General features: G+C 59.4%; 24 protein-coding genes and 2 pseudogenes. 11 read left to right on the top strand and 15 right to left on the bottom strand.

All coding sequences use genetic code 11. The features are described 5' to 3' along the window. Positions 1–21 precede the first annotated feature (21 nt). Positions 22–328 (top strand): annotated as a pseudogene (locus tag EN846_RS36170) (hypothetical protein); the annotation flags it as partial. A 267-nt stretch (positions 329–595) separates the two neighbouring features. Here the strand turns inward: EN846_RS36170 and EN846_RS35400 are convergent. Continuing rightward, positions 596–748: a hypothetical protein gene (locus EN846_RS35400; RefSeq protein WP_187331503.1), complete on the bottom strand. Its 153-nt coding sequence runs from the start codon at positions 746–748 to the stop codon at positions 596–598. Between the two features lie 80 nt (positions 749–828). Here EN846_RS35400 and EN846_RS31420 point away from each other — a divergent pair, with 80 nt between their 5' ends. The 7 genes from EN846_RS31420 (at position 829) to EN846_RS31390 (ending at position 4494) form a co-directional block, all read left to right on the top strand. Next, positions 829–1134, top strand: coding sequence for a DUF982 domain-containing protein (locus EN846_RS31420; protein WP_127391449.1), 306 nt, complete (start codon positions 829–831; stop codon positions 1132–1134). Positions 1135–1152: 18 nt separating this feature from the next. Then, on the top strand, positions 1153–1440 hold the full coding sequence (locus EN846_RS31415; protein WP_245493252.1) for a DUF982 domain-containing protein: 288 nt from the start codon (positions 1153–1155) through the stop codon (positions 1438–1440). Between the two features lie 302 nt (positions 1441–1742). Further along, on the top strand, positions 1743–2219 hold the full coding sequence (locus EN846_RS31410; RefSeq protein ID WP_127310912.1) for an Hsp20 family protein: 477 nt from the start codon (positions 1743–1745) through the stop codon (positions 2217–2219). A gap of 95 nt (positions 2220–2314) precedes the next feature. Then, positions 2315–2821 carry an Hsp20/alpha crystallin family protein gene (locus EN846_RS31405; protein ID WP_127391450.1) on the top strand — a complete coding sequence of 169 codons (507 nt, stop codon included), beginning with the start codon at positions 2315–2317 and terminating at the stop codon, positions 2819–2821. Positions 2822–3258: 437 nt separating this feature from the next. Then, positions 3259–3570, top strand: coding sequence for a DUF982 domain-containing protein (locus tag EN846_RS31400; protein ID WP_127391455.1), 312 nt, complete (start codon positions 3259–3261; stop codon positions 3568–3570). Between the two features lie 335 nt (positions 3571–3905). After that, positions 3906–4085 carry a hypothetical protein gene (locus EN846_RS31395; RefSeq protein WP_127391451.1) on the top strand — a complete coding sequence of 60 codons (180 nt, stop codon included), beginning with the start codon at positions 3906–3908 and terminating at the stop codon, positions 4083–4085. 85 nt (positions 4086–4170) lie between these two features. Continuing rightward, positions 4171–4494: a DUF982 domain-containing protein gene (locus EN846_RS31390; RefSeq protein WP_127391452.1), complete on the top strand. Its 324-nt coding sequence runs from the start codon at positions 4171–4173 to the stop codon at positions 4492–4494. On the opposite strand, the gene EN846_RS31385 is transcribed toward EN846_RS31390, so the two are convergent. Both EN846_RS31385 and EN846_RS31380 read right to left on the bottom strand, forming a co-directional pair. Then, positions 4478–4756 (bottom strand): usg protein, encoded by a 279-nt coding sequence (locus EN846_RS31385; RefSeq protein WP_127391453.1) that lies wholly within the window; start codon positions 4754–4756, stop codon positions 4478–4480. The genes EN846_RS31390 and EN846_RS31385 overlap by 17 nt on opposite strands. Before the next feature lie 23 nt (positions 4757–4779). Beyond that, complete coding sequence (locus EN846_RS31380; RefSeq protein ID WP_187331502.1) at positions 4780–5121, bottom strand: hypothetical protein; 342 nt, start codon at positions 5119–5121, stop codon at positions 4780–4782. A 336-nt stretch (positions 5122–5457) separates the two neighbouring features. On the opposite strand from EN846_RS31380, the gene EN846_RS31375 reads away from it, so the two are divergent. From EN846_RS31375 to EN846_RS31365, 3 genes are all read left to right on the top strand, one after another. After that, positions 5458–5772, top strand: a complete 315-nt coding sequence (locus tag EN846_RS31375; protein ID WP_127283145.1) for a co-chaperone GroES — start codon at positions 5458–5460, stop codon at positions 5770–5772. Positions 5773–5834: 62 nt separating this feature from the next. After that, positions 5835–7463 (top strand): chaperonin GroEL, encoded by a 1629-nt coding sequence (groL, locus tag EN846_RS31370; protein WP_127283144.1) that lies wholly within the window; start codon positions 5835–5837, stop codon positions 7461–7463. A 58-nt stretch (positions 7464–7521) separates the two neighbouring features. Continuing rightward, a complete protein-coding gene (locus tag EN846_RS31365) occupies positions 7522–7737 on the top strand; it encodes a hypothetical protein (protein ID WP_127391102.1) in 216 nt (71 codons plus the stop codon). Positions 7738–7774: 37 nt separating this feature from the next. On the opposite strand, the gene EN846_RS31360 is transcribed toward EN846_RS31365, so the two are convergent. From EN846_RS31360 to xth, 12 genes and pseudogenes are all read right to left on the bottom strand, one after another. Further along, positions 7775–8716, bottom strand: coding sequence for a DUF72 domain-containing protein (locus tag EN846_RS31360; RefSeq protein WP_127391101.1), 942 nt, complete (start codon positions 8714–8716; stop codon positions 7775–7777). Positions 8717–8837: 121 nt separating this feature from the next. Next, entirely contained in the window at positions 8838–9446 is a 609-nt protein-coding gene (locus tag EN846_RS31355) for a cupin (RefSeq protein WP_348630849.1), read from the bottom strand. Beyond that, the gene (locus tag EN846_RS31350; RefSeq protein WP_127391100.1) at positions 9443–10996 is read right to left on the bottom strand and encodes an FAD-dependent oxidoreductase; all 1554 of its coding nucleotides are present in this window, start codon (positions 10994–10996) and stop codon (positions 9443–9445) included. The genes EN846_RS31355 and EN846_RS31350 overlap by 4 nt, the downstream gene beginning before the upstream one ends. Positions 10997–11019: 23 nt before the next feature. Next, entirely contained in the window at positions 11020–11526 is a 507-nt protein-coding gene (locus EN846_RS31345) for a ferritin-like domain-containing protein (protein WP_127391099.1), read from the bottom strand. A gap of 154 nt (positions 11527–11680) precedes the next feature. Continuing rightward, a pseudogene (locus EN846_RS31340) lies at positions 11681–12175 on the bottom strand (divalent metal cation transporter); the annotation flags it as partial. Positions 12176–12608: 433 nt separating this feature from the next. Beyond that, a complete protein-coding gene (locus tag EN846_RS31335; RefSeq protein WP_127391097.1) occupies positions 12609–12914 on the bottom strand; it encodes a hypothetical protein in 306 nt (101 codons plus the stop codon). A 220-nt stretch (positions 12915–13134) separates the two neighbouring features. After that, the gene (locus EN846_RS31330; protein WP_127391096.1) at positions 13135–13989 is read right to left on the bottom strand and encodes a PRC-barrel domain-containing protein; all 855 of its coding nucleotides are present in this window, start codon (positions 13987–13989) and stop codon (positions 13135–13137) included. A 235-nt stretch (positions 13990–14224) separates the two neighbouring features. Beyond that, positions 14225–15181, bottom strand: coding sequence for a PHP domain-containing protein (locus EN846_RS31325; protein ID WP_348630848.1), 957 nt, complete (start codon positions 15179–15181; stop codon positions 14225–14227). Further along, positions 15069–15593, bottom strand: coding sequence for a helix-hairpin-helix domain-containing protein (locus EN846_RS36585; RefSeq protein WP_348630847.1), 525 nt, complete (start codon positions 15591–15593; stop codon positions 15069–15071). Before EN846_RS36585 ends, EN846_RS31325 begins: the two co-directional genes overlap by 113 nt. A gap of 94 nt (positions 15594–15687) precedes the next feature. Continuing rightward, positions 15688–17601, bottom strand: a complete 1914-nt coding sequence (gene ligD / locus EN846_RS31320) for a DNA ligase D (RefSeq protein ID WP_127391105.1) — start codon at positions 17599–17601, stop codon at positions 15688–15690. Positions 17602–18126: 525 nt separating this feature from the next. Beyond that, positions 18127–18450, bottom strand: a complete 324-nt coding sequence (locus EN846_RS31315) for a YciI family protein (RefSeq protein ID WP_127391094.1) — start codon at positions 18448–18450, stop codon at positions 18127–18129. Between the two features lie 89 nt (positions 18451–18539). Then, a complete protein-coding gene (gene xth / locus EN846_RS31310; RefSeq protein WP_127391093.1) occupies positions 18540–19310 on the bottom strand; it encodes an exodeoxyribonuclease III in 771 nt (256 codons plus the stop codon). Between the last annotated feature and the right edge of the window lie 117 nt (positions 19311–19427).

Genomic DNA, 19427 nt, shown 5'->3' with positions numbered 1-19427 from the left:
CCCGTTGATTCGGGCGGAAGCGCGGGCGCGCATGATGCGGTACGCGGCTGGCCTTATCCGCCAGCTTGATGCAAGGGAGATGACCTGGGAGGCGATTGCGAGCGCATCCCGGGCGCATCGGTGAAGACTGGACCGAGTGGCTTTTCCGTTACACTACTTCCTGGCGACCACCACCTAGTGACCCGACAGCATTTGTTTCAGATTCCGTATAGGGAGGCGCTGCCGTCCGGTGACCACAATTTTTCATATCTGCCTGCATCCAAGTGAGGAGTATATGAACTGCTTCTTCGCACCGCCCAATGCGATGAGACGGCGAGTTCCGGAGTGAGAGTAGTCTTGCAAGTATCCGAACGTCCGCTGGGGCCCAAAGCGATCGGCGCTACGATGGCGGTGTGAAAAGGTTGGCTTTCTAGCCCAATCATCCCGAAAGCGGACGTTCCGATCTCGGCCCCATTCCAGCCATTACTATTGATCAACGGAACTGACGGAATGGGCAGGCCAATGTTGGCCTTTTGTGATTCGAAAGTCGCGGTGTGGAACGCGGGCTGGAGGCCAGGCATTTGTTCTTGGCTCTTTCGTTAATGGAATGGACTACCTACCGGCAGATGCGCTTGGCGAGTCGTCGGCGCTCATCGGCACGCTCGACGAAGACCCCCGCGAACTCGCTTGCGCCATTATCGAGAGCTAGGTTCCCAGAAATTTTTGCGACGGTGATCATCCGGTCTTGACGCTGGAAATCGACCTTCACATATTTTTCGCAGGTCGCCGCCGTTCGTTGGGGCGACCATCGTCAACAACCCGAAATCGTTCAAAGAATTGGAGGTTTCTATGAGCGAGAGAACATTCGAAAGCCCTTTGTTCGTGAGGGCCGCGGAAGGTCTCATTCAGGAAATAGCCTGCCTTGAGGATGCCTTCGATTTCCTCGATGAATGGCCTTTGCACCGGCGCGGCGTGATCTATGAGACTGCGAAGCGGGCATGCTGCCGCGCCTTCGACGGCAGCGTGCCCTTGAAAGTCGCCCGCGACGCGTTCGCCGGCTTTGCCCGGTCGGTGAAAATCCTCGAGGATGTTACAACGGCGATGCCCTGGATGGCCGGCGCGAAGATGGGCCAGACCGGCGGCATTGCCGCCTGACTGTTTCGGAGGGAGGAAATGATGCTTTCCCAGCCTTTCGAAAAGCCCGTTCGCGTTTGGGTCGGGCTTGGTTTTCCGCGGCAATTGAACTCCGTTGTCGATGCGTACCAGTTCGTCACGGATTGGTGTGGCAACAGTCCGGAGCAAAAGGCGGCGATCCGCGCCTGCAAAGCCGCGCTGGCCGGCGACATCGACGCAGAGACCGCGCGCGGCATTCTCGTGCGGTTCGCTAGGAAGAAGGACATCCTGGTGGAAGACGGAACGATGACGCCAGTCAAAAACACGGCGAAACCGTTGCACGTCTGATCAGCAATCGACCTCGGGGCGACGGCCATTCGGCCGTCGCCCCGAGGTCACCAGCCGCAATGCGCCGCAAACTGTGGCGCTGCATAGTCTTGAAGATCGATACCTCTCCGCCTTGGCATTCCAGCCAGGACCTTCCCGACCGGACTAAGCTGGCAGACTGCCTTTTCAGGCCTTGAATGGCGAAATCGCCTAACTAAATCGTAAAATGCCGGAGGCCCATTTCGGGACCGGCCTGTCGGACGGATGCAAGAAAGCGTCCGACAGCAAGCTTGTACCCATGTTGCTCAAAGGAGGATGTGGCTATGAGAAACACTTTCGACTTCACCCCCCTGTTCCGGTCGGGCATCGGCTTCGACCGAATGTTGAACGCGCTCGAAGCCGCGAGCCGTGTGGAGACAGTCGACAACTGGCCTCCCTACGATATCGCCAAAAAAGGGGAGGACGACTACCGCATCACCATGGCGGTGGCCGGCTTCTCGCAGGATGAGCTGGACATCACCCAGGAGCACAACATGCTCATGGTGTCCGGCCAGAAGCCCGCGGAAGACAATGCCGAATACCTGCACCACGGCATTGCCGAAAGGGCCTTCCGTAGACGGTTCGAACTGGCTGACCATGTCAAGGTCGTGAACGCCAGCCTCGTGAACGGTCTGCTGACGATCGATCTCAAGCGCGAGATTCCTGAAGAGATGAAGCCGCGCCGCATCGAAATCGGTAGCGTCAAGGCAAAGCCGAAAGCCGAGGCGAGGCAGATCGAGGCCGACACCCAGGCTGCCTGACGCTGTCCGGTTGACCGACTGGACAAGGCGCCGGACGATGGGCCCGGCGCGCCGGAAAGTCTTGTAATCCATGACCGAACAGAAGGAGACGACATATGAGTGTCCGTGATCTTATTCCGTGGAGCCGTGGCAATGGCGACCAGCTTCCGAGCGTCTTTCGAGACAATGATCGCGATCCATTCCTGTCCTTGCATCGCGAAGTGAATCGATTGTTCGACGACGTGTTCCGTGGCTTTGATTCCAGCCTGCCGGCCTTTAGGGCTTCTTCCTTCGGCGGCGGCTGGCCGAGCGTCGAGATTTCCGACGGCGAGAAGGCGGTCAAGGTGACCGCCGAAGTACCCGGTCTGGAGGAGAAGGACATCGAGGTCCTGCTCGACGATGGCGTGCTGACGCTGAAGGGCGAGAAGCGCTCGGAGATGGAAGATAAGGACAGGCAGTTCTCGGAGCGCTACTACGGCCGCTTCGAGCGCCGTATCCGCCTCGGTTACGAGGTCGAGCAGGACAAGATAGACGCCCGCTTCAAGAACGGTGTGCTGACGGTCACGCTGCCGAAGACCGCGAAAGCGCAGTCCCAGGCCAAGCGCATCGAAATCAAGCACTGAGGCAGTTGGGGGCGGCGGCGGATTGAGCTGCCGCCGTCCTTCGCCAATCGGGGAGGGATTGCAGAACGCCACGCAGATCGCATCGGAACTGTCACGCGGCAAGGGCATGGTCGTTGTCTTCGTGACAGGAAGCCCAGACCAGATCCTCCCACCCTCGGTTCAGGGTGGCAAGCTGCGAGCCAAAGGAAAATGAATTGGGGGCGCGGCTAGCCGGCACTGCGGATTTCTTCGGACGGAGGGTCATTGAATCGGAAGCCAGTCAAACCGCCGCGGAAGGGTGGAAACCCGGTGTGCCAATCTCTTGAACTCACAAGAGGCACTTCCAATATTTTTTCTGTGACCCCATCGCGTCACTGTGGAAATTGTGCGTGTCCCTTGCACGGCTATTCCCGCTGAATGGGGTCTCGTATGCGCTCCACGGCCAGAAGGAGGTTGCTATGGAAAGTGGAACGTTCAAGCAGCCGATTTTTGTGAGGGACGACGGCTTCGTTCTCCGAAGGATCGACTGTGTTATGGATGCCATAGAGTTCCTTGAGGAATGGCCGGTCGAAAGACGTGGCCTTCTTCACGCGGCGGCATCTGAAACGTGCTGTTCCGCTTACGACGGCGGGAAGTCTCTCGAGGCGGCACACAAAACCTTTACGACTTGGGCTCGCAGGGTCGGGGTTATCGAGGATGTCCCCGTGGCGCCGTCATGGATGACAGGGCCGAAGATCGGCGCGGACCACTCTGTGGAAACTGATGCCTGAAATTCGCAGCGGCGGTCTCCGTACCGCCGCAGCATCCGGTCGATCGCGAAAAGGATCAGTACAAGCGGAGAGCGACATGGCCTCTGATCTCTCTGATCATCTAAAACCACGACGAACCGCCAGTCCTTGGAGCGTTGGCTGGGGATGCGAGTTGGCAAGGAAGAAATTGACCCCGCCAGATAGGCTTCCTGCCGATGCGGATCGGGACCGGGCGACCAGCCCATGGATGCGATGCCCTGTAGCTGCTAGCCCTACGCCCTTGACCCGGATGGCGTCGAGGTTGTCATCGAGAAGCCCGTGGTGGCGTCCGTTTCCGGACATGGACGGAGGAAACGATGATAATGACACGTGAGGACCTTGTCTCGGTCCTTGGGCCGATGGACGAAACGCTCATCGCCGATATCCTGTCCACCGGCGTTCAACGCGACGAGGCGCTGATGGGCGAAGGACGGCCGCTGCCGGGCACGCGCGTTGCCCAACTGATCGACCTCCTTGATGCCGACGAGGACGATTGAGCGCTCCGGTGCGGCAAGAGCTCCTCTTGGCGCCCCGAGCAGGACGATTACTTGCTGGCAAAAGACGTGAAAAACGGAGGAAGTGATGAATGACGTTCGTTTTCCCGAACCTGTTACCCTGGGATTTTCCCTCTCCTCGCGCAGGGTCGCCAGCAGTTTAGAGGCACTAGAATGCCTGGACCAGCAGTGGCCCCATTGGGCGCGCGGAGGGAGTTGGCGTGCTGCCGCGCGCGCCTGCCGCGACGCGCTGGACGGATGGCGCAGCGCCCGCGATGCGCACAAGGCCTTCCTCAGGGCGGCAAGGCGGGCTGGGTTGGTTCTGCCGGCAGCGCGCGCTCCTCGCAAGTCAAGCCAACCACGGATGATCGGCGCCCTGCGGCCCGAGATGAGCTTCATTGGATGGCAATGACCCCGTCGACGGCGCGCCATCCCGACGGCTTGATCAGCCGGTGGTGGGCAACGCGCACGGAGTGCAGCGCGCCGTCCAGCTCGCTTTCCCAATAGTCGAGAAAGCCTTTCAGCTCCGGGAAGTTCGGCGCAAGATCGTATTCCTGCCAGACATAGAGCTGAAGCAGGCTCGGGTGGTCAGGAAAATGGTAGTGGATTTCGGCCGTGGTCAGGCCGTAGCCTTCCATCTGCAGGAGGAATTCCCTGCTGACCGCAGTGACCATATGCGTCTCCTTGACTTACGACATCAGGCGTCCAGGCGGTCAGACATGTGCCTGTGGCCACTCTCAGCCGGGATCGGGCGGTTTGCGTCGTCCAACCGGCATAGGGCATCCATGATCTGATCGAAGGTGATCGTCTGCTCGGCTCCCGGCGGTCGGCGCAGCGTCGGAACGGATTCCACCGCGCAGGCATCCGAGCCCCAGGACGAGAGGATCGCCCGCTTCTCCTGAATGTCGAGCGTATCCTCCTTAAGGACGTCGTCTGGATGGGTGAAATGGCGCGCCGGCGACAACAAACGGTCGAGCGCGAGGTCGGATGTTTCGGGAACAAGAGAAGGAATGATCGGCTTGGGATTGTGTCGGTCCATCGTGATCCTCCGTCTTTCCAAAAGCTCCTTTGTCAGACTCCTGTTTTGAGGCCATCGCCGGCGGCGAAGGCTCGGACTATCTTGTTCCTTCGTCGGGAAAATTCAAGCGGGAATGCACGGCTGTAATCCAAATTAGCCACATGTTTTCATGGCACTAGCACTCGATTGGTGCGAGTGAAAAAAAATTCTGCCGAACCTCTTGAAACCGAAAAGTCGCAGAACTAGCTCGATATGCGCGCGATGCCCGCGAGGGGTCGCCGCACCCCGCACCGATCCGATATTGCCGGTCCGGTGTGGAAGAACCTCAAAAATCTGTTTGTCCAGAAGGAGAACGATATGGCGTTCCGTCCATTGCATGACCGTATCCTGGTCCGCCGCATCGAGGCCGATGAGAAAACGGCCGGTGGCATCATCATCCCCGACACCGCCAAGGAGAAGCCGCAGGAGGGCGAGGTCATCGCCATCGGACCTGGTTCGCGAGATGAGAGCGGCAAGCTCACGCCTCTCGACGTCAAGGCGGGCGATCGCATTCTGTTCGGCAAGTGGTCCGGCACTGAAATCAAGCTCAACGGCGAGGACCTGCTCATCATGAAGGAAAGCGACGTGATGGGCGTGATCGAGAATGCTGCGGCGGTCAAGAAGGCCGCCTGACCGGGGCTTCGATAGAACCCTCAATCAAGTCAATGAAAACTGCCCAGACAAGGAGTGATCCAATGGCTGCCAAGGAAGTCAAATTTCATTCCGATGCCCGCGAGCGCTTGCTGCGCGGCGTCAACATCCTCGCGGACGCGGTGAAGGTGACCCTCGGCCCCAAGGGCCGCAACGTCGTCATCGACAAGTCGTTCGGCGCCCCGCGCATCACTAAGGACGGCGTCACCGTCGCCAAGGAAATCGAGCTTGAGGACAAGTTCGAGAACATGGGCGCGCAGATGGTCCGCGAGGTTGCCTCGAAAACCAACGACATCGCCGGCGACGGCACCACCACCGCGACCGTGCTTGCCCAGGCGATCGTTCGCGAAGGCGCCAAGGCGGTTGCATCGGGCATGAACCCGATGGACCTGAAGCGCGGCATCGACAAGGCCGTCGAAGCCATCGTGGTTGAGCTGAAGACCAATGCCCGCAAGATCACCAAAAATGACGAGATCGCCCAGGTTGGTACGATATCGGCTAATGGCGACGCCGAGATCGGCCGCTTCCTTGCGGAAGCCATGCAAAAGGTCGGCAATGAGGGCGTCATCACGGTCGAGGAAGCCAAGACCGCCGAGACCGAACTCGAAGTCGTCGAAGGCATGCAGTTCGACCGTGGCTATCTCAGCCCGTATTTTATCACCAACCAGGACAAGATGCGTGTCGAGTTGGAAGAGCCCTATGTGCTTATCCACGAAAAGAAGCTGTCTAATCTGCAGGCACTGCTCCCGGTGCTGGAGGCTGTCGTTCAGTCATCCAAGCCGCTGCTGATCATTGCCGAGGATGTGGAGGGCGAAGCGTTGGCGACACTGGTCGTCAACAAGCTGCGCGGTGGCCTGAAGGTCGCTGCCGTCAAGGCGCCCGGCTTTGGGGATCGTCGCAAGGCGATGCTGGAGGATATTGCCATCCTCACCGGCGGGACCGCGATCTCGGAAGATCTTGGCATCAAGCTTGAGAATGTCACGCTGGCGATGCTCGGCCGCGCCAAGAAGGTGGTGATCGAAAAGGAGAACACCACCATCGTCGACGGGGCCGGCTCGAAGAGCGAAATCCAGAGCCGCGCTAGCCAGATCAAGGCGCAGATTGAGGAGACGACCTCCAATTACGATAAGGAAAAGCTGCAGGAGCGGCTAGCCAAGCTCGCCGGCGGTGTCGCCGTCATCCGGGTCGGCGGCTCGACCGAGGTCGAGGTCAAGGAGCGCAAGGACCGCGTAGACGATGCCATGCATGCGACGCGCGCTGCGGTCGAGGAAGGCGTATTACCGGGTGGCGGCGTAGCGCTTCTGCGTGCGGCCAAGGCACTGGACAGGGTTCAGGCCGAGAATGAGGACCAGAAGCACGGTATCGAGATCGTGCGCCGGGCGATCGAAGCGCCCGTGCGACAGATCGCCGAGAATGCCGGCGCGGAAGGATCGATCATCGTAGGCAAGCTACGCGAGAGGCCGGAATTCGGCTGGGGCTGGAACGCACAGACCAACGCGTTTGGCGACCTCTACAACGAGGGCGTCATCGATCCGGTGAAAGTAGTGCGGACCGCACTTCAGGATGCGGCATCGGTTGCCGGCCTGTTGGTGACGACGGAAGCGATGGTTGCCGAGAAGCCGAAGAAGGAACCCGCGGTGCCGGCTATGCCGAGTGGCGGCATGGATTTCTGACGAGAAACGGCGGTGTCCGCGCCCATGAGGCGCGGGCACCTGACAAATGGATAAAGCCATGAACGTGACGAACTTCAACGTGATTCCGCCGCCGTCACACGCGGCCACCGATCTGAACTACGAAGCGGAACTGAAGGTCGCGCTCGACCCGGTTCTAGACGATTTGCTCGACAGAACCGCCGCTGCGGGGTGGGACCGGCGAAAAGCCGCGTACACGATAATGTTTCTGGCCGCTCGCAAACTTTCGGACACCATGCCGAGCCCCAGAAGCTAGCGCTTTGTTGGCGGATTCATCGGACGCGGATTTCATACTATGATGAGGGAGCCGCCACGGGAACATCCACTTCGGACGGAGCTTGATCGAAGCCTGTTTGATCGAGCAGCCGGCGCATGGTCAAAGCGTTGCAGGGCGCAAAGCTTTCATAGTCGTTGTTGAAATAAACCCAGGCTCTCCGCGCGCCGCTGTTCTTGATCCTCTCGGCCCATTCGGCTAACTCGCCTTCGGAATAGTCGTGCCTGTACCAGCGCTCCGGACCGTGCATTCGGAGGTAAATATCGTTGGCTGTGCGAACCAGAACGTCCGGAAGCCGTGGACCGCTGCAGGAACAGAATATCGTGCCGCTCTCGCGGAAGGCGGAATAGGCGGTCTCGTTCCACCAGCTGGCATGACGAAATTCCACAACGTTGCGTCGCGTGTGGTCGAGCTGGCTCAGAATGGCGCGGAGCCTCTCCTCGGTGAAGCGATAGCTTGGCGGAAACTGGAAGAGAAAGCAGCCCATCCGCTTGCCAAGGATATCGCCTATCAGTCCAAAATCTTTTACCAGGGTTTCGGTATCCTCGAATCTCTTGACGTGCGTGATCAGCTCACAGACTTTTATGGTGTAAACGAACGCGCGCGTTCCGGGCTGACGAAGCCAGGTTTTCACATTCGCGACGGTCGGCCAGGAATAGAAGGATGCGTTTATTTCGACGGTGTCGAACTGCTGCGCATAATGAGTGAACCATTCGGAGGTTGGCATCTCAGCCGGATAGAACTTTCCGCGCCATTTCCAGTAGAACCATCCGGAGCAGCCGACATAGGCGGAGTTTGCCAACTCGGTCGAATGGCGGCCGGGCCCTTTGCCCGCCAGCCGTGCGAGGTGCATTTTTTCCGCGCGCCCCACGTTCTCTGCGCGCTGCTTTTCGCGGCGCAGCCTGCGGCGCTTACGTCGCTCGTCAAGGCCTGTGTCTTTCCTGGGAACGTTGATGTCCATAATCTCTGTCCGTCTTAACGGCGATCAGAGCCAGTTGCTCCTTAGGCGAAGTGCATTGGCGCGGTCCTTTGTCCGCCCGCCATCGAGGCATCCAGAGGAAATGGGCGGAAGCGCTCAGCGCTTACCGAAATGCTTTCCAAATGTCGAAAAGCGCACCGCTGCCACCGTAGACGGGATCCTGTCGTGGTTTAGCGACCTTGAAAATGGTCTTGACGGCGTGGGCATGGTCCTCGCTCCTAGAACATTCATCGTATGTGCCGTTGGGCGGGTAGGCGCCAACCACGAGAAAGTCTTTGCTCGCCGCGAGGCACTGGTGACCAGTGCCTGCTGGCAAAATAGCGACGTCTGCCGCCTTGATGGTGAGCGTGCGGCCATGCTTGCCTCCGAACTTCACCTTTGCCGATCCGCGAGCGACGCCAAGAACCTCATGTATGCGGGAATGGTAATGCGCATAATCGTAGATGCCGTTTCGCCAGGACCCCTTCCAGTTGTTGCGCTCGAAGAGCTCCTCGAAGATTGCGGCCGGATCGAATTCGGCAGGCAGTTTCACGACGCCGCGATAGACGACCAACGGCCAGTGGGGATGATTGGGGATGATGCCGTCGTCCTCGAAGCGGAATGCATTGGCCTTGCGCTGGCGCACCAGCCGACCGAGCTCGTCGCTTGAGGGTCGTTGCCAGCCGGTGATCTTCTCGACGAGTGTTTTGCCGCGCTCAAGTATGGGCATCATGTTCCTCCCGCCGGTGCGTCCACGGGGTTGAGACGACCAACGGCCGGCCCGTTGAGCACGATGCCGTCGGGAGCAAAATGGGAGCCATGACAGCAGCAGTCCCAGCACTGCTCGGTGGAATTCCAGGCCACTTCGCATCCAGAATGCGTGCAGACGGCGGAATTCAGATAGAGCTTTCCAGCCATATCGCGGCAGGCTGCGATCTTGCGCAGTCCGTCCCGCAGGACGCCGCCTTGGCCAGGCGCAAGCTCGGCCAGTGACTTCAAGTCACCCGGAAGCAAATAGCCGGCGAGATTTTTGACCGCGGACAGGTTTTCACGAACATAGTTGATCACGCCGGAGGGCGTGTTGCGCGACGGGTCGTAGACCTCGGCCCACGGGTTCTCCTTGCCCGAAATCATATCCTTCACCAGCAAGCCGGACAGCGCGCCATGCGTTATTCCTTGGCCGGAATCGCCGGTGACGACATAGACCGACTTGCTGCCGGGATTGAGGCCGATGAAGGCGCAATAGTCGATGGTGTCCAGAACCTGCCCCGACCAGCGCGTGACCTCTTTGCCCAAGCTTGGCACGAGCGCTCTTATCCAGGCCTCGATTGCCTCGAAACGAATGTCGCCGTCGTCGGATTCGCCGGATTTGTGGTCGGCTCCGCCTGCGATCAGATAGTCAACCGAGCCGGGACCGGGATTCATTCGGACGTAGTGGTAAGGATCGCCCGTGTCCCAGAACAACGCATCGGGGAGCGCACCCTTCGGCAATGTGAAAGCAATCGCGTAGGTCCGGTAGGGCGACATCTTGGTGTGCAGCTGAAAGCGATCGTTGATCGGCGAGTTCGTGGCGACGACGGCCGATCCCGCTTCAATCACGCCGCCGTTCTCGGTGGAGACGCGCACGCCGTCCTCGGGCAGTTCCTCGACGGAGGTCGCGGCGCTGTCGGCGAAAATGAGGGAGCCGCTTTCGCGGATCGATCCCGCAAGCCCACGCAGATATCTCAACGGATGGAAAGTCGCCTGGTTGGGGTAGCACAGGACCGGCGCCTCCTCGAAGCCCTTGAGCGGCAAGCCAGTTACCAGTTCGACAGCGGCCCCGACCTTTCGTGCCGCATCGAATTCTTGCTGGCGTCGATCGCGGGCGTCCTTGGGGTCGATACCCATCGCCGGAAACAGAAACGCGTCCAACCTGCGAAAATTGCAGTCGATCCGTAACTCCGAGACGTTTTCCTCGATGCGGGCGACCGCGGCCTCCTGACTTTGCTGGAACAGCCTTGCAACGTCTTCACCCCGCAGGTTGATCAACGCGCTGAGCCCATCGTCACAGATCGGCGCCAGATGCGCCGTGGTTCGCGATGTCATACCGCCGGCGATCGTTCCGCGATCGATGACGATGACCTTCTGGCCGATGTTGGCCAGTTCGTGAGCGATCGACAGTCCGGCGATCCCGGCCCCTATGATGACTGTGTCACAGCTCTTCTTGCCCGAGAATTTCGGCGCATCGGGATAGACGGCGACCTTCATCCAGAGGGATCGGGTGAGTTCAGCGCGCGCGTTCATGCAAGCGTCCCCGAGCGCATCGATCAACTCGACGCCTTCTCGTTGACTTTCCGTTCGGCGATGGTAGTGAGTTTCTTGTCAGCCGCCTTTTCCTCGTTGAGGGTCGCAGTGAGAAGGCGGACGACGGCTTCGTTGCCGCTCTGCTGCGCCCACGCAATCAGAGTTCCGTAGCGGGTAATCTCATAATGCTCGACGGCCTGCGCGGCGGCAATCAAGGCGGCGTCGAGCACTTTCTTCTCGGCAACCTCGCCTGCGATCCCGTTGGCTTCCTTGATGATGCCATCGATCGCCGGGCAGGTCGTTCCCTTCGGGTTTTCACCGATAAGCTCGAAGGCTTGCTCGAGCCGTTGGACGTGCTTTTGCGTCTCGGCGAGGTGGGCTTTGAAAGCCGCCGTCAAATCCCGGTTGGTGGCCTTTTCAACCATATCGGGGAGCGCCTTCAGGATCTGTTTTTCGGCATAGTAGATGTCCTGCAAAACGTGCAGGAACAGATCGTCCATCGTCCTGATGTCCTTCGTAAACAGGCCCATAGCGCCCAATCTCCATTGCCGAAAGATCTTTGGAGAACGCGTGGCGTCACCGCCAGTTCCGGTCGCCAGCCGCGGCCAACCGCGCAGGTATGAATTTCGCCTCGGGACTCTGGTGTGGCGAAGTCGCCGGAACGAAAGCCGTCTCCTGCCGTTGCGTGGTCCATTTAAGGATTTTCACGTAGCGGCTGTATTTGAGGAACACGATTGCCGCCACGCTGACCAGCGCAAACCCCAGGACATAGACCGAGCTAGGCCCTCCGATCAGAAGGTTGAGCGCATCAGCCATCGCGCTTAAGTCGGCACCAATGTTGATCACATTGGCGGAAAATAGCAGGACGACCACAAGATAAAGCAGGGGGGCAGGGTAATAGCGAGAAAGGTTGCCCGAGATGCCTTTGCCCGTGGTGCGACCTATCCGAGCCGCAATCTCCTGGATCGCCGCCATAAGAGGAAAGGTAAAGAGCATGGTCCAGCCGATGTTGAACCCGAGTTGGGCTCCGGCCTGGCTATACGTGCCTATCCCTGAGGGGTCGTCATCCGAGGCGCCGGTGATGAAGCCGGGGCCAATAATGCGCAGGAAACGTTGAAATGGCCCTTTGGCAACCGTGTTGCTTTGCTCTCGCTCAACTTCCGAGCTGACATCGGTCATTGCTTGGGCCGTGCAATGCAAAGAGCGGCAGCCACGGCATTTGTTGCAGCCAGCATCGATCCGATCCCTATCGGTTGGAAATTTGGTTCAAAAAACTCAAGCCGCACGCTTATGAATGTCGAGCTGTTGGTCACGTGCCACTATCGCTTTGAAGTTATGGAGCCTTTGGTTCAACGATGAGGAGACGCGGCGGTTCCAAATGGAGTGGGTCTTGACGACAACCCTGGTGTGGCGGTTAACGCTTGCCATGATCGTGGGAGACGACCGTGTCGGTGGAGGCGCCGGTCGTCATTGATACAATGGCAGTGCGATCTGGATGATGCCGATCATGCGTCTTGCCGATGACATTGAGCGTCGGCGCCAGGTGCGACCAGGCCTCTCGCCTCGCAACCTGAATGCCGTCTTGTTCCGGAGTGGCCAGCGAGCCTGAGCTTCAAACGAGTGTTATCGTCCAATAGCGGACCACAATATTTTCCTGCCGAAAGAGGTGCTCCAGGTCGCCCTGCCGGCGCCGCCAATCTGAAACATCCATGCTTGGCGTCATCACCTCGAAGACGACGATATCGTCACTGTCTGTTTTTCCGCGGTCGTTCCAAAGACCCTCCGCAGGTGCCTGGAGATAGGCCGTGACGCCATCGAAGCGAGCCGCCAGTTCCTCTTTCAGACGGTCGAAATCTCTTCGGGGGTACGGCTGACCCTGGTTGTCTGATAGTGGCAACAGGATTTGGATGAGATACATCTTAGTCACCGCTATGCTGCGGATATCAGGAGAGACTGATCTGCGAGGTCAGGCCAGCCCCTCTGACCGCGTCTCTTTCGACACGCGAGGGACATCAGACAGGACGAGGTCGCTGATCGCTGCAGAGCTATGACGAACCTCGTCGGCTAATTTCAAGGCCCGCTTCTGTCACCGGATGACCAAAGCGCCCGCCGTGGACGACGAGCGCTTCGGTAGTTCTTTACTTGTTGATGATTATCCGTTGCTTATCGCGGTTTTGGGCGTAAGTGGCCTTGTCGTAGGCAGTTTGCGCCTCCAGCTGGTCCTTGGTGAAGTTCGTATAGAGGTAGCGATTGCCGTTCTTGTCGGTCAAGAACTTGAGGTTCTCCATGCCGACGGCGACCTTCTTTTCGCCAATGCCCAGGAAGCCGCCTACATCAACAATTATCGAGTCGACCTTCTTGTCGCCTGTCAGGATCACGTCGCCGATCTCGCCGACCTTCGCATCGTCTGCGCCATAGACGTTGGTTCCGATCAGATTTGCCGCGCTGATTTTGTCTGACGGCATTTCGGTCAAGCTCGACTTGTCGATCGAGGCCGTCGCAGTCGTATCGGTTTTGGCAGTTGTCGCTTGAGTGTCCGCCGTGCTTTTGCTCGGCTGGGTCATCGAGGCTGCCGCAGGATCGTAGGCCGTCGTATCGAAATTGGGCTGAGCATTAAGCTCATCTTTGGTCGTCTTTGCGACCAGCCAGCGATCGCCGTTCTTGTTGATCCATTCAAGCTTGTTGAAATCGTAGGCGACATTCTTTTCGCCCACGCCGAGGAAACCCCCGACGCCAATGACGACGAGTTTGGCGTTCCCGTTCTTGTCGAGGACGATGTCATTAACATCGCCGATCTTCGTCGCGTCATCTGCGGTGCTGTCGTAGACCGCGGCTCCCATGATCTTGGAAACGAGCCTGCCATCCGTGACCGGAGCAACGACCTCCGTCTGGGCACCGGGTTTGGCGGTATTTGCGGCGTAAGCACCGGCGGTGCACAGCACCGTCGACATGAGAGCAGCCGTGGCCACCGTAGCCAGTATCTTGCGGACCATGTGAAATTCCTCCTGTTGCCTTGGTTGATTGACCGTCGGATCTGCCAACGTCATTTCTACCAACGAAAACAAAGGCCCTGCGTTCCGGGAGTGGGTCCATGTCCTACCGGCTTAGACTGAAGGCTCATGCAGAACCTGATGCTACGTCGGGGGTGAGGGTCGCGGATCTGTTTCCGGCAAGGAGCCCGGCCGCGGATCGCGTTCCAGGCAGCGACTCGTGCTAGACCGCCGCTCGTTACGCGGCTCTAGGGCTCTTCGCAGGCGAGTGACGGTTGCCGCCGTTGCGGGCGGACTTGCGCTTTGAAAGATGCGCAAGCAGAGCCGTCAAACCCATCGCATTGAGAACCCGGTCTCTGGGGACACCTCCCTTGCGGGCCATTTCGACGCCCCAATGCATGTGGTCGAGTTCGCGGATTGAATGGGCGTCCGGATTGACGCTGAAGATGCAGCCGTAGTCGAGGGCCTTCTGATGCCAGCGCCAGTCGAGATCGAGACGCCAGGGATGCGCGTTGATTTCGACAGCGACACCATATTTCGCGCACGCTCTGACGACCTTGTCGACGTCGAGCTCGTAGCCGGGACGACGCAACAATTGGCGACCGGTCATGTGCCCGATGATTGTCGTCAGGGGGTTCGCGATTGCCTCAATGATACGGTCCGTCTGCTCTTTCTTCGGCAACTTGAAGCGGCTGTGCACGCTCGCGACAACGAAATCGAACTGCTTCAAGACGTGGTCCGGATAATCCAATGAGCCGTCGGCGAGGATGTCTGCCTCGATGCCCTTTAGGACACGGAATTTTCCGCCATACCTCTTGTTCAGCCGATCCGCTTCACGGTGCTGCTCGGCAATCTCCTGCAGTGTGAGGCCGCCCGCGTAGTGGGCAGACTGCGAATGGTCGGTGACACCAAAGTAGTCGAACCCGCGCTTGCGCGTCGCTTCAGCCATTGCCTCTAGCGTTTCGGTGCCATCGGATGCGGTCGTGTGAGAATGCAGGATACCATGCAGATCTTCATCCCGGACGAGGGTAGGGAGTTGCCGCCGCGCTGCCCGCTCAATCTCGTCCCTGCCTTCGCGCAGTTCAGGTTCGATGAACTGCAGGTCCAACGCTCCGTAGATTTCCTCCTCTGTCGCTGATGCGATCAGCCTTCTCCCGCGGTAGAGCCCGTCGGGTTTGAGGGCAAAGCGAAGCACCAAGGCCTTTGACAGGCCGGATGCGATCTGCCTTTGCCGCGGCTTCGAGCTCGGCCAACGAGTTCACACCGAGCGCCTGATGGAGCTTCAGGATCTTGTCAGGCCGCAGGCCAGGTATTGTAAAAAGCTCCATCACACCTGCCGGCACCTCCTCGCGCAGCGTCTCAAGGCGTGGATGTGTACCCATTTCATAGAGCTTGCGCACAATGTCCGCGATCGCGTCCCCGATTCCCGGGATTCTGGTGAGGGCGCCCGCGGCGATGATCCGATCAAGCGGCTGCGACAACGCAGCCAGACTATCGGCCGCGCGCAAGTAAGCCTTGGTGCGATAGGGATTGTCTCCGCGCAGCGACGTGCGATGTGCGTATTCCCTAAGCAGACTGGCGACTGTCCGCGGATCGGTTTTGGCCATTCAAGGCAAACGGGGCCAATCTCCGCAGGTTCCAATCACGCCAAAGGCAGTGAGGCCCCCTAGTCCAGCCTTGCTGCCTTTTCGCGGAGTGGGGCTACAGATCCGGCAATGATTGGTCGGCTCGACCCCATCCCGCCAGAGATTTGCTAGCTGCGCGTTTCTTCAGTTCAGGAGCATCGCCGACGTGGAAATGCGAGGGCGCATCAATCGTCTTCATCTCCGCCCAGGTGATCGGCGCCGCGACCGGAGCGCCAGGTCGGGACCTCGCGCTATAAGGCATGATCGCGGTCGCCCCACGCTGGTTGCGCAAATAGTCGACAAAGATGCGACCCTTGCGGCGGGCCTTCGACAACGCGGCCGTGAAGTGAGAGGGATCGCTTTGAGCGACCGCTTGAGCGAGGCGATGCGCAAAGTCTTTCACTTGCGGCCATTCGGCCTGTGGGGTGAGCGGCGCGATCACATGCACTCCTTTGCCTCCCGTCAGCATCGGGAACGTCGTAAGGCCCAGCGATTTCAAAATATCACGAAACTGGAAAGCGGCGGCGCGGACGGCTTCGAAATCGAGACCCTCATCCGGGTCGAGATCGAAGACGAGGCGGTCGGCCTTTTCGACATCCTCTATCCGTGCTCCCCACCCATGCAGCTCGATCGTTCCCATCTGGACGCAGGTCATCAGCCCATCGGCGTCGTCGACATAAAGGTATGGCTCCTCGTGACCGTCCTTTTCCATGATGCCGACATGGTGGACTTTGTCGCCAAAGCTCCCGGCATCATGCTTCTGGAAAAAGCACTTCTTGGCCCGGCCCTGGGGACACCGAACAAGGCTGATCGGCCGACTGCCGACCCAAGGCAACATGATCTCCGCGACGGCCGCATAGTGGTCGGCAAGCTGGCCTTTGGTAATATTGGACTCCGGATAGATCACGCGGTCACGGTTGCTGATAGCGATGGTGTTCGCCGGCGCCGCGGTCAGCTTGGCTGTGCGACGTTCCGTCTCCAGCACGACCGCGGCCGCCTTCTTGTCTTCGCGCAGACCAAGGTAGCTCGGATGTCTCAACGTTCCTTCGTTGGTCATCTCTGTGAAGGCAATCTCCGCCACCAACTTGGGTCGAAGCCAGTGTGCTCCGCGAACTTCGGCTCGCGGCGCCTCGACGGTCGCGGCCTTCTGCTCGAGTGGTGCCATGATCTTCATGAGGCGGAAAAGCTCAGCTGTGTCGAAGCCAGTGCCGACTTTCCCCGCATAACGCAGCTTGCCGCCGTCATGCACTCCAAGGATCAATGACCGGAACGCGCGGACCTTGTCGGACGGCGTCCAGCCGACAATCACAAACTCCTGCCGCTTGATGCACTTGATCTTGAGCCAGTTTCCACCGCGGGCCGCCACATAAGGAGAATCGGCGAGCTTCGAAACCACCCCCTCGAGACCAGCTGCGCAAAAGCGCTCGAGCAACTCTTCTCCGCGACCCAGGATATGATCGGAATAACGAAGCACAGGGTTCTTCGCGGGCAAAATGGCCTGGAGCTTTTCCTTGCGATCAAGGAGAGGACGCCTGGTGAGATCTTCGCCGTCGAGTTGAAGGAGGTCGAAGGCATAAAAGTCGATGGTCGACGGCGCACCCTTCAATGCGTTTTGAAGGGCCTGGAAGTTTGATCGTCCGTTTGCATCGACAACGACGGCCTCGCCATCAATCAGGGCGGACCCGACCTTGAGCTTGCTGGTTTCCAAAAGAATGGAAGGAAAACGGTGAGACCAGTCCAGGCCAGATCGCGTGTAAGCACGCGCTTGCCCGCTGCCGACGGCGACTAGAATGCGATAGCCGTCATATTTCATTTCGTGGAGCCAGCGGTCGCCGGCAGGGACGACGTCCACGAGCGTTGCGAGCTGGACAGGCCGAAAAGTGGGCAGTTCTGAATTGGCTGGGTCACTCGTAGGCGACTTCGCTTGACGAGCGGTTGACCCCTGATTTGCTTTACGCGACGTTGGCTTGACCACACTCACCCGCCCCATCCCAAGAAGAAATGGCTTAATCGCGTCCAACGCACGACTGCTTCTTTAGTTTCGCTGCCAGTGGAGCTTGTCTCCGTCATTGCCGAGTCGCTTGCAGCGACTCGGCCGGCTCTCAGTTGGATCCGTACTGGCTGCCTCCCTCCACCATCTTCTCGATTTCCCCGCCCATTGTCGCTGGGACGCGCAAGAACCTGGCTACTGACGTTGAAGCCGCTCAAACACGCCTCTCCAAGTTCACACTTCGCACTCGAAAGGTGGTCCCGGCGCGCCTCGCAATCGGCACGGGCGTCGTCCATGGCGACGGGCGCAGGGGTTTTCGCGCCCATGACAGGGCCGTTCACCTCCGATTGTCGTACCTCCGCAGCTACACCTGTGGGGCGCGAAGAGTTGGCTACACCTTATTATGCGAAACCTTCTCGAGCCCCCGCTTGATGCCCGCATGGGCCTCCTCATTGCGGTGAACCATCAGCGCCGTGGCCGCCTCGGACGCCTAGCGGAGCATTCAGGCAAGACTGCACTGGATTTTCAGCCCAGAGGCCACACCTCGACGACGCCATGCGCGACTGCACAGGGGACCTGCGAGATTTTGTCGATTGCCTCGGTGAGGTCAGCAGCTTCGATCACTGCAAATCCGGCGATCGGCAGTTCTGACGACATGAACGCACCATCGCGAGTTTCCACCCCCGACGCAGCCGGGTTGCGCACCTGTACCGGCATCCCCGCCCTGCCTATCAGGGCGCCTTCGGAGCGTAACCTCGCGTCCTGTTCATGAGCGGCATCCCTGACGGGTTGGGGCGTGCGGTCATATCCGGCCCGATCGCCATATTGGATCGTAACGAACTTTGGCATTTCAGAGGTCTCCTTTCAGGGGTTTCGACGTGAAGCGTGGGCGACGGCTGCCGGGCAGACTTTCTGCAACTGCAATTGCGCAAAGGGTCTTAACCGACGTTGATCCAGGCGGGTGCGTGATCGCTCGGCTTTTCCCATCCTCGGGTCTCGACATCGACTCCCGCGGCCAGAATGCTCTTCGCAAGGGACGGGCTTACGAGCAGGTGGTCCATCCGCAGCCCTGAGCTTCGGTCGTAGCCGCCGCGATAGGAAAAGTTCCAGTAGGTGTATATGCCCTTGTCTGGATGGATACGACGCACCGCATCCACCCAACCCAAGGTTAGCATGTGGGCATAGGCTTTCCGGCTTTCGGGGAAGAAGACGGCATCGCCCAGCCAGCGCGCCGGAACAGCGGCGTCTATTTCGGTGGGCACGACGTTGTAATCACCACAAAGCACCGCGCGCTCGCCCAACAGCGACTGGCTGTAGGTGACGAGACGCTCGAACCAACGGAGCTTGTAATCGAACTTTGGCCCTGGCGCGGGATTGCCATTGGGCAGATAGATGCAGCCGACGATGAGACCGTCGATTTCCGCCTCGAGATAGCGGCTATGCGTATCATCGGGGTCGCCCGGCAAGCCGCGGCGGCGCTCGACCGGATCCCTCCCTCGGGCCAGGATTGCCACGCCGTTATAGGATTTCTGGCCGTGCCAGATTGCGCTAAAGCCGAGGTCCCGAATCGCCTCGATCGGAAATTTGACGTCCGATGTTTTCAGTTCCTGAAGGCAGACCACGTCGTAGTCAGTCTCGCCAAGCCACTTCAGCAGCACCGGCAGGCGCCCATTGACACCATTGACGTTGAAGGTGGCGATCCGGGTCATCCCCTCTATTCCTGCGTGGGGTTGCCTTAGATGTACCTGATGAGCAGACAATCAAAAATTCGGATGCCTCGTGCGCCCGGCAAGATAAAGCCCCGTCGTGAGTTCGACGGGGCCTCA

This window comes from Mesorhizobium sp. M4B.F.Ca.ET.203.01.1.1 (assembly GCF_004791025.1).
GTDB lineage: Bacteria > Pseudomonadota > Alphaproteobacteria > Rhizobiales > Rhizobiaceae > Mesorhizobium > Mesorhizobium abyssinicae.
Note: the sequence above shows the minus strand (reverse complement) of the source record. Positions and strands in the feature narration are given on the sequence as shown.